This window comes from Caulobacter sp. GW821-FHT12D05, assembly GCF_058807295.1.
Genome location: NZ_JBXAQO010000003.1, coordinates 60,848 through 79,081 on the forward strand (window position 1 = coordinate 60,848; position 18,234 = coordinate 79,081).

The window sequence follows — 18,234 nt, forward strand, 5'->3', positions numbered from 1 at the left end:
ATGAGCGTCGACATCACCGGCCTGTGCCCTGACCGCTTCGCCCACGTCCGCGACGTCTTCGAGGCGAACTTCGAGAACAACGGCGAGCTGGGCGCGCGTTTCGCCTTCGCCATCGAAGGCGAGATCGTCGTCGACCTGATGGGCGGCTATGCCGACCGCAAGCGTGAGACGCCGTTCGGCCCGGACACCCTGACGGCCCTGTTCTCGACCACCAAGGCCGTGGCGGCCCTGCTGGTCGCGCGGCTGGTGGACGAAGGCCGGCTGGCCTACGACCAGCCCGTCGCCGACGTCTGGCCGGAGTTCGCGCAAGCCGGCAAGGCCGAGGTCACCGTCGAGCAGGCCCTGTCGCACCAGGCCGGGCTCTCCGGTTTCCCGGACGAGACCGATCCGGCGCTTTGGTTCGACTGGGACGCCACGTGCGCCAAGCTGGCCGCCATGGCCCCGCTGTTCCCGATCGGCTCGGCCAGCGGCTACCACCCCGTTACCTACGGCTACATCGCCGGCGAAATCTTCCGCCGGGTCGACGGCCGGACCATGGGCACGGCGCTGCGCGAGGATATCGCCGCGCCGCTGGGCCTCGACCTCTGGATCGGCCTGCCCGACAGCGAGCACGGCCGCGTCGCCGACCTGATGCGCCCGACCGCTATGCCGCAGTTCGGCGAGATCAATCCCGCCCTGACCGCCGCCTTCCTCAAGCCCTGGTCGTCGCCCGGCGGCAAGAGCGCGGCCGAGTGGCGGCGGGCTGAGATCCCCTCGGCCAACGGCCACGCCACCGCGCCGGCCCTGGCCCGCCTGATGGGCGCCCTGGCCAGCGGCGGCAGCCTGGATGGCCGCTCGCTGATCACCCCGGCGGGCATCAAGGCCGCCAGCGCCCAGCGCATCCGTGGCCAGGACCTCGTGTTGCCCTACGAGATCAGCTGGGGCGCGGGCTTCATGCGTAATGAGCCGAACCTGTTCTACGGTCCGACGGCCGAGGCGTTCGGTCACTCGGGCTGGGGCGGCTCGTGCGCCTTCGCCGACCCGACGCGCGGCGTCTCGGGAGCCTATGTGATGAACAAGCAGGGCGCGGCCCTGATCGGCGACCCGCGCGCGGTGAAGCTGATCGAAGCGGCCTACGCTTCCCTGTGATCCGCGCGGCGCTCGCCTTCCTGGTTCTGGCGGGCGCGGCGCATGCTGAAGAGCGCGACTTCTGCGCCGACCGGCCCGGCAAGGGCTCGCCGCCGTGCGTCCTGGACAAGGGCCGCTTCCAGGCCGAGGTCGGCGGTGTCGACGCGGCCTTCACGCGCGGGGGCGGGGTCTCGGTCGACGACGTCTCGTACGGCGGGCTGGAGCTGCGGCTGGGCCTGACCTCGACCATCGAAGGCCAGCTGAGCTGGACCGCCCATGAGCGCGTGCGGACCAAGGACCACGGCGTCATCGACACCGTCTCGGGCGCCGGCGACCTGGGCGCTGCCCTGCGGTGGTCGCTGAAGAACCCGGCGGGTGATGGCCTCTCGGTCGCCGTCCAGCCCTATGTCACCGCCCCGACTGGCGCGCACGGGATCGGCAGTGACGTCTGGCAGGGCGGGGTGGTCGTGCCCGTCTCGATCCCGCTCAATGCCGACTGGTCGCTGAGCCTGTCGCCGCAGGTCGAGGCGCGCGAGAACGCTTCGGGCGCGGGTCGCCACGCGGGCTACGCCCTGGCCGGCGGTGTCGGTCGCGCGGTGGGGCCGGTGAACTTGGGCGCGGAGCTGTGGGTCGATCGCGACGACGATCCGTCGGGCCATGTCACCCAGGCCAGCTTCGACCTGACCGCCGCCTGGACGCCCAAGCAGCTGCACGACGTTCAGCTGGACGCCTCGGCCTATGTCGGCCTTAACCGGCGGACGCCGGACCTGGAGCTGGTCGTGGGCCTGGCCCACCGCTTCTGATGGTCGCCGCGCCGACCAGGCCCGCCACGATCGCCGCTACGGCGCTGATACCCATCACCCACGGATAGCCGCCGCCTCCGGGCGCGAAATAGACCAGGCCCAGCACCGCCACGGCCAGCAGGCCGGCGATCCGGGCGACGGCGTTGTTGATGCCTGACGCCACGCCGGAATGACTGGAGGGAACCGCCGCCATCACCGTGCTGGTCAGGGGCGCGACGCTGATCGTCATGCCGAGGGCCAGCACCAGCAGACCGGGTAGCACGCCCGTCCAGAAGCCGCTGGCGATCCACGGCATGCCCAGCAAGGCGAAGCCGACGCCGGCGGTGATCGGTCCAACCGTCAGCATCGCCCGCGCGCCGACTTTGTTGGCGATCCGGCCGGCGAGGCCCGACAACGTCCCCATCACCGCCGACAGCGGCAGCAGGGTCGCGCCGGCCTCCGCGGCCTTGTAGCCGTGCTTGGCGATCAGCTCGTAGGGCAGGAAGAACATCGCGCCGGTCAGGCCGAAATAGAGGGCCAGGGTCAGCAGGTTGGCGCCGCTGAAGGTCGGGGAGCGATACAGCGACAGCGGCATCATCGGATGCGCCTCGCGGCCTTGCAGCACCACGAAGCCGACCAGGATCGCCGCGCCGGCGACGATGGCGCTCCAGACGGCGGGGCTGGTCCAGCCGCGCTCGCCGGCCGCGGTGAGGCCCCAGGTCAGGGCGCCCAGGCCGGCGGCGGCGAGGATCGCGCCGCGCCAGTCCAGGTGCTGGACGTCCGGATCGCGGCTCTCGGGGACCGCCTTCAGGGTCAGCCAGACGGTGGCGGCGGCGATCGGCAGGTTGATCAGGAAGACCGCGCGCCACGACACCGCGTCGACCAGCCAGCCGCCCAGCACCGGTCCGAGCGCGCCGGTCACCGCCCCGAACCCGGCCCAGGCGCCGATCATCGGCCCGCGTCGTTCTTCGTCGAAGGCCGCGCCCAGGATCGCCAAGCTGGCGGGCACGACCAGGGCGGCGGCGATCCCCTGCAAGGCGCGGGCGGCGATCAGCCAGGCGATGCTTGGCGAAAGGGCGCAGGCCAGGGAAGCGAGGGCGAACAGGATCACGCCGATCACGAACACCTTCCTCCGCCCCCAGCGATCGCCGGCCGAGCCGCCGATCAGGACCAACGAGCCGAGCAGCAGCAGGTAGGCGTTGACGATCCACTGGATCTCTTCCGGCCGCGCACTCAGCGCGCTGCGGATCGTCGGCAGGGCGACGTTGACGACCGAGCCGTCAATGAAGGCCAGGCTGGAGCCCAGCACGGTCGCGGCCAGGATCAGCCGGCCGCGACCTTTGGAGATGGCTTCGTCCATGGCGTCGACCATGGACCGGCCGTCAGGCCGGCGCCAGGGCCCGCGTCTTCTTCCAGGCACCGTAGGCGAAGGTCGCCACGCCCAGCCAGATGAACACGAACGACAGCGCCCGCAGCGGCGTGAACGCCTCGCCGAACGCCACGCCCAAGGCGAACTGCAAGGTCGGGGCGATGAACTGCAGGAAACCGACGGCGCTGAGCGGCAGGCGGCGAGCCGACCAGGCGAACAGCGCCAGCGGCACGACCGTGGCCGGGCCGGCCAGGGCCAGCAGGCCGGTGACCCCCGCGCCGGCGCCGAAGTGCCCCTGGCCGCTCGATTGCAAGAACCAGACATAGGCCAAGCCCGGCAGGGCCAGATAGGCGCACTCGACGAAGAGACCGGTCTGGGCGTCGGCCTTCACCTGCTTTCGCAGGATGGCGTAGGCGCAGAACGTCAGGGCCAGGCCCAGCGAGACGATCGGCAGGTGGCCCAGGGCCAGGGTCTGGATGGCCACGCCGACGGCCGCGAAACCGATGGCGACCTTGCCCTCGGTGGTCATGCGCTCGCGAAACAGCAGGGCGCCGGCGGCCATGTTCATCAGCGGGTTGATGTAATAGCCCAGGCTGGCCTCGATCACGTGGCCGGCGTTGACCGCGAAGACATAGATCGTCCAGTTGCTGAAGATCGCCAGGGTCGACAGGGCCAGCACGCCCAGCGTCTTGGGCTGGCGCAGCACCTGGGCGACCTGGCCGCCCTGCTTGGCGATCAGCACGAGGCCCCCAGCCCACAGCACCGACCACAACGAGCGGTGGGCGATCATCTCCCACGAGGTGACACCCAGGTTCGACAGCAGGTGGAAATACAGCGGCAGGAAGCCCCACAGCACGTAGCAGCCCACGCCGGCGGCGTAGGCGGCGCGACTTTCGGTCTGACTCTCGTTCACGCTCGCCGACATGGCGTCGTCCTCATGGTCTGAAATGAAAAAGGGCTCCCGGGAGGTCTGCCCCGGGAGCCCTGATTTCCACCCGCTAGTTGCGGATTTCGGATCTTAGGCGGGGGTCTTCTGCTTGATCAGGCCCTTGTCGTGCAGGAGCTGAGCAATCTGCACGGCATTGAGCGCCGCGCCCTTGCGCAGATTATCGGCCACGCACCACAGCGCGATGCCGTTCTCGACGGTCGGGTCGGTGCGGATGCGCGAGACATAGACCGGGAACTCGCCGGCGGCTTCCTTCGGCGTCATGTAGCCGCCGTCCTCGCGCTTATCGATGACTTCCACGCCATCGGCGTCGCGCAGGATCTCGCGGACGTCTTCCTCGTCCAGCGGGGTCTCGAACTCGATGTTCACCGACTCGGCGTGGCCCACCATGACCGGCACGCGCACGGCGGTGGCGGTCAGCTTGATCGCCGGATCCAAGATCTTCTTGGTCTCGGCCATCATCTTCCACTCTTCCTTCGTGTAGCCGTCCTCCATGAACACATCGATGTGCGGGATGACGTTGAAGGCGATCTGCTTGGTGAACTTCTTGGGCGGCGGGGCGCCCAGGACGAAGACGCCCTTGGTCTGGTCCCACAGCTCGTCCATGCCCTCTTTGCCGGCGCCCGACACCGACTGGTAGGTCGAGACGACGACGCGCTTGATCTTGGCTTCGGCGTGCAGGGGCGCCAGCACCACCACCAGCTGCGCGGTCGAGCAGTTGGGGTTGGCGATGATGTTCTTGGGCAGCTTGTCGACGGCGTTCGGGTTCACTTCCGGCACCACCAGCGGCACGTCCGGGTCCATCCGGAAGTGGCTGGAGTTGTCGATGACGATCGGACCGGCCGCGCCGATCTTCTCGCCCCACGCCTTGGAGATGGCGCCGCCGGCGCTCATCAGCACGATGTCGACGGTCGAGAAGTCGAACTGCTCAAGGTCCTCGCAGTGCAGGATCTTGTTGCCGAACGAGACCTCGACGCCGATGGATTTGCGGCTGGCGATGGCGTGCATCTTGTCGACCGGGAATTTGACTTCCTCGAGGATGTTGAACATCTCGCGGCCCACATTGCCCGTGGCGCCGACCACGGCGACCCGGTAACCCATCGCGCTCTCCTGAAACTTCTGTCCGCGTACCGCGCGGAGCGTGGTTCCCGTACGCCTCAAGCCAGGCGGGCGCAAGGCGAGGAAAGCTGGCGGGGCCTTTAGGGCTTAGGCGGCGCGGCCGGCACGTCCTCCAGGGTGAAGCTCATCGGGATGGTGATGCGCAGGCCGTCGACCGTGTCGCCCTCCTTGGTCCACGGGTTCATGCGCATGATCGCGGCGGCCTTGATCGCCGCGGCGCCGAAGTCGAGGCCGGCCGGCGTCTCGCGCGCGGCCTGGCAGTCGGCGAGTTCGCCCGTGGCGGTGACGGTGCAGGTCACCGCGCCCTCTCCGGAGCGTACGCCGGCCTTGACCGCCGCCTCGGGATAGACCGCGACCATGGCGTCGGGACCCAGGGTGCGGATCCAGCGCGGCTTGGTCATCTTGCGCGCGTCCGGCAGGGCCGGGTCACGGAAGCGGAACGGCACGTCGATCTTCACGCGCGTCGCCGCCTTTGCTTCCTCCGGTGCGAAGGTGAGGCGGAAGTCCTTGGCCAGGACCTTGGCGGCCTTGCCGAAGCCCTTGCCGCGCGGCAGTTCGGAGATGATCTCGCAGTCATCCAGCCCGCCAGTCTTGTCCAGCCCGCAGCGCAGGGCGGCCTGGCCCGAGGGCAGGCCGGCGGCCTCCTTGGGCCAGGCGGCGTCGACCGCGGCCTGGGTCGGGACGCGGGTCCACGGCGGGTCCAGCACGACCGCGGTGCTGCCCAGGATCATGGAGGGATTGGGCGCGCCCCAGTTGATCGGGATCGTCACCTTGCCGCCGGTCACGGCCTGGCCGCCACGGATCTTGGGCGTCATCAGGAATTGCGGGGCCAGCTGCAGGCCGGCCAGGCCGAAGTCGTAACCCTTGGGCGACTCGCTGCGCACGAAGCAGTTCTGCAGGAAGCCCTCGACGGTGACCTGGCACTGGATCGTGGCCTTGCCGGCGATGCCGTCCTCGATGGCCTTCTTGGGGAAGACATTGGCGATCTGGGCGCCGGTCGGCTTGCGCAGCCAGTTGGGATCGGCGTCGCCGGGGGCCAGGAACTCGAAGTTGGTCCGCACCGGCCGCCCGACCACCGAGGCGCCGGCCTCGTCCGTGGCCTTGATCCGCTCATAGCCCACCACCGACAGCGCCGCCTGGCCAAAGCCCTGGCCGGCGGGGTCTTCCTTGGCGATCCTGCAGTCGGCCAGCTTGCCGCCCTCGGCCGCCACGCAGTCCAGCGACGCCTTGCCGGTGGCCTTCGCGCCCTTGGGGAAGGCGGCCTTCATCTTGTCCTTGGGCACGTGAACCTGGAAGCGCGGCTTCCAGCCCTCGGTCTTGATCGGATTGTCATCGTCGTCGTCGGCCCAGGCGGCGTGGACACAGGCGATGGAAAGGCCAGCGGCGAGCAGCGCCGGCAGAAGCTTACGCGACACGGTGAAACCCTGAGCATAGGCCCGCGCGCGACCCCTTCGCTGCTCGACCTTAAGTGGAGAATAAGCCAGTCATTCGTGGTTCGCCAGAGGGTTCCCGACGCACGTCCGGCCCCCTATGTTGCCGCCATGACCGACGTCGCCGCGCCCCCGCTTCCGAACGCTTCCGAACTGACCCAGGACGGCCCCGCCGTCCGGCTCTTCCTGGTCGATGGCTCGGCCTATCTGTTCCGCGCCTATCACGCGCTGCCGCCGCTGACCCGCAAGAGCGACGGCCTGCCGGTGGGTGCCGTCCAGGGCTTCTGCAACATGCTGTGGAAGCTGATGCGCGACATGCAGGGCGATACGCCCACGCACCTGGCCGTGATCTGGGACCACTCGGAGAAGACGTTCCGCAACAGCCTGTACGACCAGTACAAGGCCCACCGTCCGCCGCCGCCGGAAGACCTGATCCCGCAGTTTCCGCTGGTGCGCGAGGCGACCCTGGCGTTCGGCGTGCCGGCCATCGAGCTGCCCGGCTACGAGGCCGACGACCTGATCGCCGCCTATGCCTGCAAGGCCCGCGAAGTCGGCGGCGAGGCGATCATCGTCTCGTCCGACAAGGACCTGATGCAGCTGGTCGGCGACGGCGTCTCGATGTTCGACCCGATGAAGGGCTTGCGCATCGACCGCGAGCAGGTGTTCGAGAAGTTCGGCGTCTATCCCGACAAGGTCGTCGACGTTCAGGCCCTGTGCGGCGACAGCGTCGACAACGTTCCGGGCGCGCCCGGCATCGGCATCAAGACCGCCGCCCAGCTGATCACCGAATATGGCGACCTCGACACGCTCCTGGAGCGGGCCGGCGAGATCAAGCAGCCCAAGCGCCGCGAGACCCTGATCAACTTCGCCGACCAGATCCGCCTGTCGCGGGCCCTGGTGAAGCTGGACTGCGACACGCCGCTGCCCCAGCCGCTGGACGAGCTGAAGGTGCGCGAGCCCGACAAGGAGGTGCTCGCCGCCTTCCTCGAGCAGATGGAATTCCGCACCCTGGCCCGCCGGGTCGGCGACGGCTCGGCCGCCGCGACGCCTGGTACGCTGGACCGCCCGCCGGCGGCTCAGCCCAAGGCCCCGGTCACCACGGTCTCGTACATGGGCGCGGCCGCCCGCGCCGCCGCCAATCCTGTAGCCGAGCCGGTCCAGATCGACCACGCGGCCTATGCCTGTGTGCGTGATCTCGACACCCTGAAGGCCTGGGTCGCCAAGGCGACCGTCAAGGGCGTGGTGGCCTTCGACACCGAGACCGACGCGCTGGGTTCGGCCACCGCCGGCCTGTGCGGCATCTCCCTGGCCGTGGCGGCCGGCGAGGCCTGCTACATCCCTCTGGGCCATTGCGAGAAGGCCGACGGCCTGGCCTTCGAGGCCCCCGCCGACATCGAGCAGATCCCGCTGGCCGACGTCATCGCGACCCTCAAGCCGCTGCTGGAAGATCCGGCGGTGCTGAAGGTGGCCCAGAACGCCAAGTATGACATCGCAGTGCTGTCGCGGTACGGCATCCAGGTCGCGCCGATCGACGACACCATGCTGATCTCCTACGTGCTGGAGGCCGGCCTGCACGGTCACGGCATGGACGAGCTGTCGGAGCTGTGGCTGGGCCATAAGCCGATTCCGTTCAAGCAGGTCTGCGGCACGGGCAAGGGGCAGATCAGCTTCAAGCACGTGGCCCTGCCCGAGGCGACCGCCTACGCCGCCGAGGACGCCGACGTCACCCTGCGCCTGTGGCAGGTGCTGAAGCCCCGCCTGGCGCGCGAGGGTCTGGCCACGGTCTACGAGACCCTGGAACGCCCGCTGCCGACCGTGCTGGCGCAGATGGAGAACAACGGCGTCCGCGTCGATCCCGAGGCGCTGCGCCTGCTCTCCAACGAGTTCTCGCTGCGCATGGCCAAGTTCGAGGAGCGCGCCCAGGAACTGGTCGGGCGTCCGTTCAACCTGGGCAGCCCCAAGCAGATCGGCGACGTGCTGTTTGGCGAGATGAACATGAAGGGCGGCAAGAAGACCGCCACCGGCCAGTGGTCGACCGACAGCGACGTGCTGGAAAGCCTGGCGCTGGAACACGAGCTGCCGCGCGTCCTGCTGGACTGGCGTCAGCTGTCCAAGCTGAAGGGCACCTATACCGAGAACCTGATCGCCGCGATCGCCGAAAGCACGGGCCGGGTGCACACCTCCTACGCCCTGGCCGCGACGACGACGGGGCGGCTGTCCTCGTCCGATCCCAACCTGCAGAACATCCCGGTCCGCACCGAGGAAGGCCGCAAGATCCGCAAGGCCTTCGTGGCCGCGCCGGGCAATGTGCTGATCAGCGCCGACTACAGCCAGATCGAGCTGCGCCTGCTGGCCCACATCGGCGACATCCCGCAGCTGAAGAAGGCCTTCCAGGAAGGCCTGGACATCCACGCCATGACGGCCTCGGAAATGTTCGACACGCCGATCGAGGGCATGGACCCGATGATCCGTCGCCGGGCCAAGGCCATCAATTTCGGCATCGTCTACGGCATCAGCGCCTTCGGCCTGGCCAACCAGCTGGGCATCGGCCAGGGCGAGGCCGGGGCCTATATCAAGACCTATTTCGAGCGCTTCCCGGGCATCCAGGCCTATATGGACGCGACCAAGGCCTTCGTGCGCGAGCACGGCTATGTCACGACCATCTTCGGTCGGAAGATCAATATTCCGGACATCGAGGCCAAGTCCGCCGCCCACCGGCAGTTCGCCGAGCGCGCGGCGATCAATGCCCCGATCCAGGGCGCGGCCGCCGACGTCATGCGCCGGGCCATGGTCCGCATGCCCGCGGCTCTGACGGCCGCTGGCCTGGAGGCCAAGATGCTGCTGCAGGTGCACGACGAACTGGTCTTCGAAGTTCCCGAAGGCGAGGCCGACCGGACCTGTGACGTGGTGAAGGCGGTGATGGAAAAGGCGGCCGAGCCGGCCGTCGCCCTGTCGATCCCGCTGACCGTTGACGCCCGCGCCGCCAAGAACTGGGACGAGGCGCACTAAGGGTTTTATCCGTGTTCGGAGCGAGTGCCAGCTGTCGCCGGCCTCGCCGCGTTCGCGCGCAGGTATCGGCCGAGCGTCTGCAACTTGTACGCAAGTCGTTGAGTTTGTGACGGAAACCGGAAGGATCCTGCGACCTTCCGCCACAGTACAGTTAACAGCCCAGCAACCTTGTAGACCTCAAAGATGGCGGTGTGTTCGGTTGCACGCAGGCTAGGGGGCTAGTCTCGTCCTGACCGAACCTCGCGAGAACCTCGGAGGCTGCGGTGAATTTCGGCAATTTCAGGATCCCCACGAAACTGCTGGTCGTGTTCGGCGTGCTGCTGGCGACCATCGCGACGATGGGCGTGGCGTTGTTCATCAACTCCAAGGTTCTGGAACACTCGGTCGCGCGCACCGACCGCGCCTACAAGGTGATGCAGGCGGCCGACACGGCCACCTTCCGCCTGACCCGCCAGGAAAACTCGCTGCGCGGCTATCTGCTTTCGGGCGACGACTATTACGTCAAGCGCATCGAGACCGTGCACAAGGTCAAGTTCTTCGGCGCCCTGGACAAGCTGGACACGCTGCAGGCCGACAAGGCCCAGGTGCAGGCGATCCGCGACGCCTATGCCGGCTACCGCAAGGAAGCCATCGATCCGGCCCTGAAGCTGGGCGCTGATCCGGCCACCCGTCCGCAGGCCGTCGAGCTGGTCCGTAACGACGGCGTCGCCGACAAGGCCGTGGTGCCGGTCGAAGACGCCCTGGAAGCCATCCAGACCTGGGCCCAGGCCCAGATCGACGCCGAGGCCCTGGCCCAGAAGAAGGCCCAGGCGCTGTCGAACCTGGTGCTGACCGCAGGCATCCTGCTGAGCGCCGCCATTGCTTTGGGCGGTGGTCTGCTGCTGTCGACCTCGATCGCCAAGCCGGTCGCCGCCATGACCGCCGCCATGCGCCGCCTGGCCTCGGGCGACAACGCCATCGACGTTCCGGCCACCGACCGCCGCGACGAAGTCGGCCAGATGGCCGCCGCCGTGATCCACTTCAAGGAAGCCGCGATCGCCAAGATCCGCGTCGAGCAGGACGCCGAGAGCACCCGCACGGCCGCCGAGCGTGACCGCGCCGCCAACGACGACGAGCGCCGCGCCGCCGAGGCCGAGCAGGCCGAAGTGGTCGAGGCCCTGGCCTCGGGCCTGTCGCGCCTGGCCGGCGGCGACCTGACCGCCCGTATCGACGCGCCGTTCGCCGGCCGTTACCAGCAACTGCGCGAGGACTTCAACGAAGCCGTCGCCAAGCTGCAGGAAGCCATGAAGGCCATCGTCGCGGCCACCGGCGGCGTCAACGCCGGCTCGGACGAGATCGCTGAAGCCTCCAACAACCTGTCGCGCCGCACCGAGCAGCAGGCCGCCGCCCTGGAAGAGACCGCCGCCGCCCTGGACGAGATCACCGCCACGGTCCGCAAGACCGCCGCGGGCGCCAAGGAAGCCTCGCAGGTCGTGGCCGCCGCCCGTTCGGACGCCGAGCGCTCGGGCCGCATCGTCGGCCAGGCTGTCTCGGCCATGACCGAGATCGAGACCTCGTCCAGCCAGGTCAGCCAGATCATCGGCGTGATCGACGAGATCGCCTTCCAGACCAATCTGCTGGCCCTCAACGCCGGCGTCGAAGCCGCGCGCGCCGGTGAAGCCGGTCGTGGCTTCGCCGTCGTCGCCCAGGAAGTGCGGGCCCTGGCCCAGCGCTCGGCCGACGCGGCCAAGGAAATCAAGACCCTGATCTCGACCTCGACCCAGCAGGTCGGGGCGGGCGTGGACCTGGTCGGCCAGACAGGCGAGGCGTTGAACCGCATCGTCGAGCAGGTCGCCTCGATCGACGCCCTGATGCAGGAGATCTCGGCCTCGACCACCGAACAGGCCACTGGCCTGAACGAGGTCAACACGGCCGTGAACCAGATGGACCAGGTCGTCCAGCAGAACGCCGCCATGGTGGAAGAAGCCACGGCCGCGACCCACTCGCTGAAGAACGAAGCCGGTTCGCTGGCCAGCATGGTGTCGCGCTTCAAGGTCGGCGCGGAAAACGCCGCCGTGCCGCAGGCTTCGCGTCCGGGTCAGCGCCCGGCGACGCCGGTGGTCAACCGGGCCAAACCCGTCTCGCGTCCCGCGCCGGTGTCGCGTGGCAACACCGCCGTGGCGGTCAGCGAGGACTGGGAAGAGTTCTGATCGTTTAGCCGATCAATAGAGACTTCAAGGGCTCTCCGGGAAACCGGGGAGCCCTTTCTCTATCAGCCCTTGTTCAGGGCGATCGTCTGGAACGACGACTGGGTCGTCTGCGGCCCATGCGGCGCATTGGGGGTCGGCAACGCCAGGCCGATGGCGGCGGCGATGAGGAGGGCGACGGCGAAGAAGGCCTTGCTGGCCATGGTCCTGATCTCTGGTCTGCGTCGTGAAGCGACAATCGCGGACGCTGACGGAGGCGCATATGGCCCCGCTCGCGTCGGGTTCAAGAGCTCGTCGACCAGCGTTCCTGGAAACGCGACGAAGGTGTCCTGATCCGACAAGAAAGGCCGGAAACCGCCTTAACGGTTCCCGGCCTTATTTCAGGGTCGAAATGGAACTTTTCGGGGTCTGTTTAGAAGATCTCGAAAAGACCGGCAGCGCCCATGCCGCCGCCGATGCACATGGTCACCACGCCCAGCTTGGCCTTGCGGCGCTTGCCTTCCAGCAGCAGGTGGCCGGCGCAGCGGGCGCCAGTCATGCCGAACGGGTGGCCGATGGCGATCGAGCCGCCGTTGACGTTGTACTTCTCCGGATCGATGCCCAGCTTGTCGCGGCTGTACAGGCACTGCGAGGCGAAGGCCTCGTTCAGCTCCCACAGGTCGATGTCGTCGACCTTCAGGCCGTGGCGTTCCAAGAGGCGCGGCACGGCGAAGACCGGGCCGATGCCCATTTCGTCGGGCTCGCAGCCGGCGATGGCGAAACCCTTGAACAGGCCCAGCGGCTCGAGGTTGCGCTTGGCGGCTTCCTTGGCTTCCATGATCACCACGGCGGCGGCGCCGTCCGACAGCTGGCTGGCGTTGCCGGCGGTGACGAAGTTGCCCGGACCCTTGACGGGTTCCAGTTTGGCCAGGCCCTCCAGCGTCGTCTCGGGACGATTACACTCGTCCTTGCTGACGACGTAGTCGACCAGGCTCTCTTCCTTGGTCTCCTTGTTGACCACCTTCATCTTGGTGGCCATCGGCACGATCTCGTTGTCGAACAGGCCGGCGGCCTGGGCGGCGGCGATGCGCTGCTGGCTGCGCAGGGCGTATTCGTCCTGATACTCGCGGCTGACATTGTAGCGCTTGGCCACGATGTCGGCGGTGTCGATCATCGCCATCCACAGGGCCGGATGGGTCTTGAGCAGCTTCTCTTCGGTGATGTGGTAGCGGTTCATGTGGCCGCCGGCATTGACCAGCGAGATCGACTCGACGCCGCCGCCGACCGCGACGGGCGCGCCGTCGTTGCGGACATAGTTGGCGGCCGTGGCGATCGCCTGCAGGCCCGACGAGCAGAAGCGATTGACGGTCTGGCCCGAGGTGGTCACCGGCAGGCCGGCCCACATCGCCGCGTTGCGGGCGACGTTCATGCCGGTGGCGCCTTCGGGACCGCCGCAGCCCAGGACCACGTCCTCGACCTCGGCCCCTTCCAGGCCGGCGCGCGACACGGCGTGCTGGATGGCGTGACCGGCCATGGCCGCGCCATGGGTGTTGTTGAAGCCGCCGCGAACGGACTTGGCCAGGCCCGTGCGGGCGTAAGAGACGATGACCGCTTCGCGCATTGAGGCGCACTCCCCGTTAAAACATTAGTTTGAATTGCGCCCACCCTAGACCGGCTTTTCGCGGTGCGAAAGATCACGTGCGCGTCAACGTCAGTCCGATCGCTGGCCGACCCACTTTTCATACGTCGATTTCGAAAGCTTCCGACACCGGTGTCTAAAACACTGATTTCTCAGCTTTTCGTTTCGCGTTGACTTTCCATGATTCCAGGATGAACGCTGCGATTGCGCCGCGAGCTCGACCTCGCGGCGCCAAAAAATGCCGTACGGGAGGTAAGAATGACCAAAGCTACATCGCGCCGTCAGGCGCGTCGCGCGCTGCTGGGCGCCAGCGCGCTCTCCACACTGATCCTGATGCCGGCCCTCGCGGCGGCGCAGCAGCAGAACTCCACCGCCGTCGACGAGATCATCGTCACCGCCACCAAGCGCGACGCGACGATCCAGGACATCCCCTTCTCGATCAACGCCCAGACCGAAAAGGACATCCAGCGTTCGGGCGCCGTCACTCTGGAGGACCTGTCGCGCAACGTCGCCGGCCTGACGATCCAGAACCTGGGTCCCGGCCAGAGCCAGGTGTCGGTGCGCGGCGTCTCGGCCGGCCAGGTCGTCCGCGACCAGCCCGGCGTCAAGGAACAGGTCGGGGTCTATCTCGACGAGTCCGTGATCTCGCTGTCGCTGTTCACGCCCGACATCGACCTGTTCGACCTGAACCGGGTGGAAACCCTGCGTGGCCCGCAAGGCACGCTGTTCGGCTCGGGCTCGGTGGGCGGCACGATCCGCTACATCACCAACCAGCCGAAGCTGGGCGTGAAGGAAGGGACCTTCGAGGCCAACGCCAACCTGGTCGGCGGCGATGACTTCGGCGGCCACGTGAAGGGCGCGGTCAACATCCCGATCTCCGAAAAGGTCGCGATGCGCGCGGTCGGCTACCTGACCCGCTATGGCGGCTTCATCGACGCCCTCAAGGAAGGCGGCAAGAAGGAGAAGAACGTCAACGACGGCACGCGTCGCGGCGGCCGGGTGTCGTTCTATGTCGAGCCGAACGAGACGTTCAACTTCACCCCGCGCCTGGTCTACCAGGAGATCCGGGCCCACGGCTTCAACCGCCAGGAATCGTTCAACCTCTTCGCCAATCCCAACACCACGACGCGGCCCAAGATCACCCTGGGCGAGCGCGAGCAGTACCTGCTGCTGGACGAGAGCTTCGCCGACGACACGATGCTGGCGGACCTGACGGCCAACGTGAACCTGGGCGGCGCCACCCTGACCTCTGTCACCAGCTATATCGACCGCAACATCACCGTGAACCGCGACGCCAGCGCGTTGTCGGGCAGCGTCTCGGTCGACCTGGGCTTCCCGGCGGCGGCGGTGACCCTGCCGTCCAAGCTGGTCGATACGACGGACCTCGAGCAATTCACCCAGGAACTGCGCCTGGCCTCGACGGGCGACGGACCGTTCCAGTGGGTGGTCGGCGGCTTCTATTCGAAGGTCGACCGCATCTATGAGCAGACCCTGCCGACCCCCGGCTACGACGCCTATACGGACGCCACCTTGGGCGCCGGCACCTCCGCGGCGGTGCGCAACGGCTTCGCGGCCAACTCGCCGTACAACGCCTACCTGCCCTACAACATCAAACAGAAGGCGGTGTTCGGGGAGGTGAACTACACCCTGGGCAAGCTGACCGCGACGGCGGGCGGTCGTTACTACGACTTCAGCGAGACGCGGCAGTTCAAGTCCGGCGGCCTGTTCGCCAACGGCGACAACCGTACCGACAAGACCTCGTCGGACGGCTTCACCCCGCGCTTCCTGCTGAGCTACGAGGCGACCGACCAGGTCACCTTCAACGCCCAGGCCTCGAAGGGCTTCCGCCTGGGCGGCGTCAACGATCCGCTGAACCTGCCGCTGTGCTCGGCCCAGGATCGGGCGATCTTCGGCGGTTACCAGAAGTACGACGACGAGACGCTGTGGAACTACGAGGGCGGCGTGAAGTCGCGCTTCGGCGGCGTCACCTTCAACGGCGCGGTGTTCTACACCGACATCAAGAACCTGCAGACGACGCTGGACGCCGGCTCGTGCTCGTCGCGCGTGGTGTTCAACGTGGCCAAGGCCCACACCAAGGGCATCGAGGGCGAGCTGACCGCGCGCCTGGCCTCGGGTCTGGACATCGGCCTGTCGGGCAGCCTGCTGGAAGCCGAGTTCGACACCACGGTGAAGGACGGCACCGGCGCGGTGATCGGCGGCATCCGCGAGGGCAACCGCCTGCCGTCGGTGCCGAAGTTCCAGATCTCGTTCGACGTCACCTACAGCCGCGAGGTGTGGGATGGCGCGAACGGCTATCTGAAGGCTTCGGTGCAGCACATCGGCAACCGCTTCACCCAGGCCAGCGACCAGGAGAACAACCCGCGCTCGTTCGTCTCGGGCCTGCCGTTCGGCGGGGCCACGGGAACCGTGCCGACGGTCGTGAACCTGCAGCTGCCCAGCTATGAGATCGTCAATCTCAGCGCCGGAGTCGAGATGGTGGACGGCGTGGACATCACCCTCTACGTCAACAACCTGTTCGACGAGAACGCCCTGCTGTCCTTCGACCGCGAACGCGGTGGTCGGGCGCGCCTGGGCTACTCGGTGGGCCAGCCGCGCACGGCGGGCGTGACGGTCCGCAAGTCGTTCTAACTCTAGAGAGGGCGGTCGCTTCGGCGGCCGCCCGCCTTCCGCCGGGGTAGGCGCTAGGCCGCCTTCGCCTCCGCAAGCGGGTCCGCATGGCGGTGGACCAGTTTCCAGCCGCCGTCCTCGCGACGGAAGAGTTCGGTGATCCGCAGGTGCATCTCGACCGGCTCGGGCTTGCCAGCGATGTGGACGGTCGCGTGTTGCAGGCCGGTCCAGTAGGCCAGGTCGCCGACGCTGTCGCTGTGCAGGATCTCCAGCCGCGTCTCGCCGCCCTCGCAGAAGGTTTCGGCGTCACGGGCATAGATGTTGGCCACCCACTCGGCGCCTTCCTCATGCCCGCCACGGGGCGGAAAGAAGCTGGCGGGGCAGGCGGTGGCGGCCATCACGCCCAGCGGTCCGGCATGTCCGTTCACATAGGCCTGGGCGGCGTGGCGGCGGATCTCGAGAAAGGCGTCGAAGTCGGACATAGCGCGCTCCTGATGGTCGTCAGAAAAGCGCGCGAGACACGGCTTAGGTTTCCCGAAAGGGCTACCGTTTCGGCAGGATCGTCAGCCCGTCGGGCAGTTCGTTGCGGTCGTCGCCGCGCGGCGGGACGTGGGCGGCCAGGATCTCGCCGGTGCGGGTGACGGCGGCGACGAAGCCGTCGGCGATCCTGCCGGCCTTGAGGCCGCCGACCAGGTCGGCCACGACCGCGTCCCAGACGGTGTCGGGCGCGGCCTTGTAGATGCCTTCGTCGGCGATGACCTCGACCCGATGCTCGGCCAGGGCGGCGAAGATCAGCACGCCGGTGCGGTCACGGGTGACGTGCAGGCCGTGGCCCAGGAACTGCTCCATGGCCGCGCGGCGCACGCGGGCGGTCTTCAGCGAACCGGGGGTGAGGGCGCGGCGCACCGGCGGGATCGAGACGACCAGGGCCGCGATCACGAACACCACCAGCTGCAGCGCGATATAGGTCGACAGCGCCGACAGGATCGCCCCGTCCAGCGCCGCCTGGTGGCCGATGCTCCAGCCGCCGAAGAGGCGCGTCAGCATCTCGGGCCGGAAGCCGGCGAACAGCGCGGCGGCGGGCAGGACCAGCGCCGTGGCGGCGGCCCAGACCAGCGGGGTCTCGCGATAGTCCGACACCTCGGGCGCCAGGACGCAGAAGATCTCGCCGGCGGTGGTCTTTTCCGCCTCGGCGACCGCGCCGGCGATGCGGTCGAGGTCCTGTGGGGTCATGCGTGTCGCCATCTCACCAGCTCCCCGAACTGCCGCCGCCGCCGAACGATCCGCCGCCGCCGGAGAAGCCACCGCCTCCGCCTCCGCCGCCACCGCCGCTCCAGCCACCGCCGCCCCGGCCGCTGTTGTTCAGGGCGCTGAGGATGATCCAGGGCAGGGCTGAACCCAGGCCGCTGCGGCCGCGCCGGCCTCGGAACAGGCTGGAGAACACGAAGATGATGAACAGGAAGACCAGCAGGCCGACGATCGGCGAGCCCTGGGCCTTATGCTTGGCGGGCTGGCTGGCCTCGGCGATGCGGGCCTTGGCCTGGTCGGCGGGCAGGCTGAGCTGCTCGACCAGGGCGTTGGTCCCCGCGACGATGCCACCCTCCATGTCGCCATCGCGGAACTTGGGCAGGATGGCGCTCTGGATGATGACGCTGGAGAGGGCGTCGGTCAGGACGGGCTCCAGCCCGTAGCCGACCTCGATGCGCACCTTTCGGTCATTGGGCGCGACCAGCAGGATCGCGCCCGTGTCCTTGTCCTTCTCGCCGATCCCCCAGGTCCGGCCCAGCTGATAGCCGTAGTCCTCGATCGGATAGCCTTGCAGGCTGGGGACCGTGGCCACGACCAGCTGGCGGCCGGTCGTGGTCTCGAGGTTTTCCAGCTTGGCCGACAGGTCGCGCTCGACGTGGGGCGACAGGATCCCGGCCTCGTCGACCACCCGCCCGGACAGGGCCGGGAAGGTCGGCGCGGCGAGGGCGGGGAGGGCCACCGTCAGGGCCAGCACCAACGCCACCAAAAGCCCGCTCATTCCCGCGAAAGCGG

14 protein-coding genes are annotated in these 18,234 nt (G+C 68.3%); 5 read left to right on the forward strand and 9 right to left on the reverse strand.

The window, feature by feature from the left end:
* Complete coding sequence (locus tag AC1RRR_RS13075; protein WP_492813667.1) at nt 1-1,128, forward strand: serine hydrolase domain-containing protein; 1,128 nt, start codon at nt 1-3, stop codon at nt 1,126-1,128.
* On the forward strand, nt 1,125-1,910 hold the full coding sequence (locus tag AC1RRR_RS13080; protein ID WP_492813668.1) for a transporter: 786 nt from the start codon (nt 1,125-1,127) through the stop codon (nt 1,908-1,910). The genes AC1RRR_RS13075 and AC1RRR_RS13080 overlap by 4 nt, the downstream gene beginning before the upstream one ends.
* Here AC1RRR_RS13080 and AC1RRR_RS13085 read toward each other — a convergent pair.
* The 4 genes from AC1RRR_RS13085 to AC1RRR_RS13100 all read right to left on the reverse strand — a co-directional run bounded on the left by AC1RRR_RS13085 (nt 1,855) and on the right by AC1RRR_RS13100 (nt 6,738).
* Nucleotides 1,855-3,261 carry an MFS transporter gene (locus AC1RRR_RS13085; protein WP_492813670.1) on the reverse strand — a complete coding sequence of 469 codons (1,407 nt, stop codon included), beginning with the start codon at nt 3,259-3,261 and terminating at the stop codon, nt 1,855-1,857. The genes AC1RRR_RS13080 and AC1RRR_RS13085 overlap by 56 nt on opposite strands.
* Before the next feature lie 10 nt (nt 3,262-3,271).
* Nucleotides 3,272-4,183: an EamA family transporter RarD gene (gene rarD, locus AC1RRR_RS13090; RefSeq protein ID WP_492813672.1), complete on the reverse strand. Its 912-nt coding sequence runs from the start codon at nt 4,181-4,183 to the stop codon at nt 3,272-3,274.
* Between the two features lie 93 nt (nt 4,184-4,276).
* Complete coding sequence (locus AC1RRR_RS13095; protein WP_492813674.1) at nt 4,277-5,305, reverse strand: aspartate-semialdehyde dehydrogenase; 1,029 nt, start codon at nt 5,303-5,305, stop codon at nt 4,277-4,279.
* A 98-nt stretch (nt 5,306-5,403) separates the two neighbouring features.
* A complete protein-coding gene (locus AC1RRR_RS13100; protein ID WP_492813676.1) occupies nt 5,404-6,738 on the reverse strand; it encodes a TonB family protein in 1,335 nt (444 codons plus the stop codon).
* Between the two features lie 126 nt (nt 6,739-6,864).
* Here AC1RRR_RS13100 and polA point away from each other — a divergent pair, with 126 nt between their 5' ends.
* Both polA and AC1RRR_RS13110 read left to right on the forward strand, forming a co-directional pair.
* Nucleotides 6,865-9,762: a DNA polymerase I gene (gene polA, locus AC1RRR_RS13105; RefSeq protein ID WP_492813678.1), complete on the forward strand. Its 2,898-nt coding sequence runs from the start codon at nt 6,865-6,867 to the stop codon at nt 9,760-9,762.
* Nucleotides 9,763-10,025: 263 nt separating this feature from the next.
* The gene (locus AC1RRR_RS13110; RefSeq protein WP_492813680.1) at nt 10,026-11,951 is read left to right on the forward strand and encodes a methyl-accepting chemotaxis protein; all 1,926 of its coding nucleotides are present in this window, start codon (nt 10,026-10,028) and stop codon (nt 11,949-11,951) included.
* Nucleotides 11,952-12,013: 62 nt separating this feature from the next.
* Here the strand turns inward: AC1RRR_RS13110 and AC1RRR_RS13115 are convergent, their stop codons facing one another.
* Together AC1RRR_RS13115 and AC1RRR_RS13120 are read right to left on the reverse strand one after the other, a co-directional pair.
* Nucleotides 12,014-12,151 (reverse strand): hypothetical protein, encoded by a 138-nt coding sequence (locus tag AC1RRR_RS13115; protein WP_492813682.1) that lies wholly within the window; start codon nt 12,149-12,151, stop codon nt 12,014-12,016.
* A gap of 209 nt (nt 12,152-12,360) precedes the next feature.
* The gene (locus AC1RRR_RS13120) at nt 12,361-13,548 is read right to left on the reverse strand and encodes an acetyl-CoA C-acyltransferase (protein WP_492813684.1); all 1,188 of its coding nucleotides are present in this window, start codon (nt 13,546-13,548) and stop codon (nt 12,361-12,363) included.
* 276 nt (nt 13,549-13,824) lie between these two features.
* Here AC1RRR_RS13120 and AC1RRR_RS13125 point away from each other — a divergent pair, with 276 nt between their 5' ends.
* The gene (locus AC1RRR_RS13125) at nt 13,825-16,215 is read left to right on the forward strand and encodes a TonB-dependent receptor (protein ID WP_492813686.1); all 2,391 of its coding nucleotides are present in this window, start codon (nt 13,825-13,827) and stop codon (nt 16,213-16,215) included.
* A gap of 53 nt (nt 16,216-16,268) precedes the next feature.
* On the opposite strand, the gene AC1RRR_RS13130 is transcribed toward AC1RRR_RS13125, so the two are convergent.
* From AC1RRR_RS13130 to AC1RRR_RS13140, 3 genes are all read right to left on the reverse strand, one after another.
* Nucleotides 16,269-16,676: a YybH family protein gene (locus AC1RRR_RS13130; RefSeq protein ID WP_492813687.1), complete on the reverse strand. Its 408-nt coding sequence runs from the start codon at nt 16,674-16,676 to the stop codon at nt 16,269-16,271.
* Between the two features lie 61 nt (nt 16,677-16,737).
* Nucleotides 16,738-17,439, reverse strand: a complete 702-nt coding sequence (locus AC1RRR_RS13135) for a TPM domain-containing protein (RefSeq protein WP_492813689.1) — start codon at nt 17,437-17,439, stop codon at nt 16,738-16,740.
* A 1-nt stretch (nt 17,440) separates the two neighbouring features.
* Nucleotides 17,441-18,220: a TPM domain-containing protein gene (locus AC1RRR_RS13140; RefSeq protein WP_492813691.1), complete on the reverse strand. Its 780-nt coding sequence runs from the start codon at nt 18,218-18,220 to the stop codon at nt 17,441-17,443.
* Nucleotides 18,221-18,234: the final 14 nt, after the last annotated feature.

Excerpts from the sequence above, each read along its gene's own strand:
- AC1RRR_RS13130 (WP_492813687.1), bottom strand. The coding sequence starts at position 16,676 with ATGTCCGACTTCGACGCCTTTCTCGAGATCCGCCGCCACGCCGCCCAG.
- AC1RRR_RS13120 (WP_492813684.1), bottom strand. The coding sequence starts at position 13,548 with ATGCGCGAAGCGGTCATCGTCTCTTACGCCCGCACGGGCCTGGCCAAG.
- AC1RRR_RS13085 (WP_492813670.1), bottom strand. The coding sequence starts at position 3,261 with ATGGTCGACGCCATGGACGAAGCCATCTCCAAAGGTCGCGGCCGGCTG.
- AC1RRR_RS13095 (WP_492813674.1), bottom strand. The coding sequence starts at position 5,305 with ATGGGTTACCGGGTCGCCGTGGTCGGCGCCACGGGCAATGTGGGCCGC.
- polA (WP_492813678.1), top strand. The coding sequence starts at position 6,865 with ATGACCGACGTCGCCGCGCCCCCGCTTCCGAACGCTTCCGAACTGACC.
- AC1RRR_RS13140 (WP_492813691.1), bottom strand. The coding sequence starts at position 18,220 with ATGAGCGGGCTTTTGGTGGCGTTGGTGCTGGCCCTGACGGTGGCCCTC.
- AC1RRR_RS13075 (WP_492813667.1), top strand. The coding sequence starts at position 1 with ATGAGCGTCGACATCACCGGCCTGTGCCCTGACCGCTTCGCCCACGTC.
- AC1RRR_RS13135 (WP_492813689.1), bottom strand. The coding sequence starts at position 17,439 with ATGGCGACACGCATGACCCCACAGGACCTCGACCGCATCGCCGGCGCG.
- AC1RRR_RS13115 (WP_492813682.1), bottom strand. The coding sequence starts at position 12,151 with ATGGCCAGCAAGGCCTTCTTCGCCGTCGCCCTCCTCATCGCCGCCGCC.
- rarD (WP_492813672.1), bottom strand. The coding sequence starts at position 4,183 with ATGTCGGCGAGCGTGAACGAGAGTCAGACCGAAAGTCGCGCCGCCTAC.
- AC1RRR_RS13125 (WP_492813686.1), top strand. The coding sequence starts at position 13,825 with ATGACCAAAGCTACATCGCGCCGTCAGGCGCGTCGCGCGCTGCTGGGC.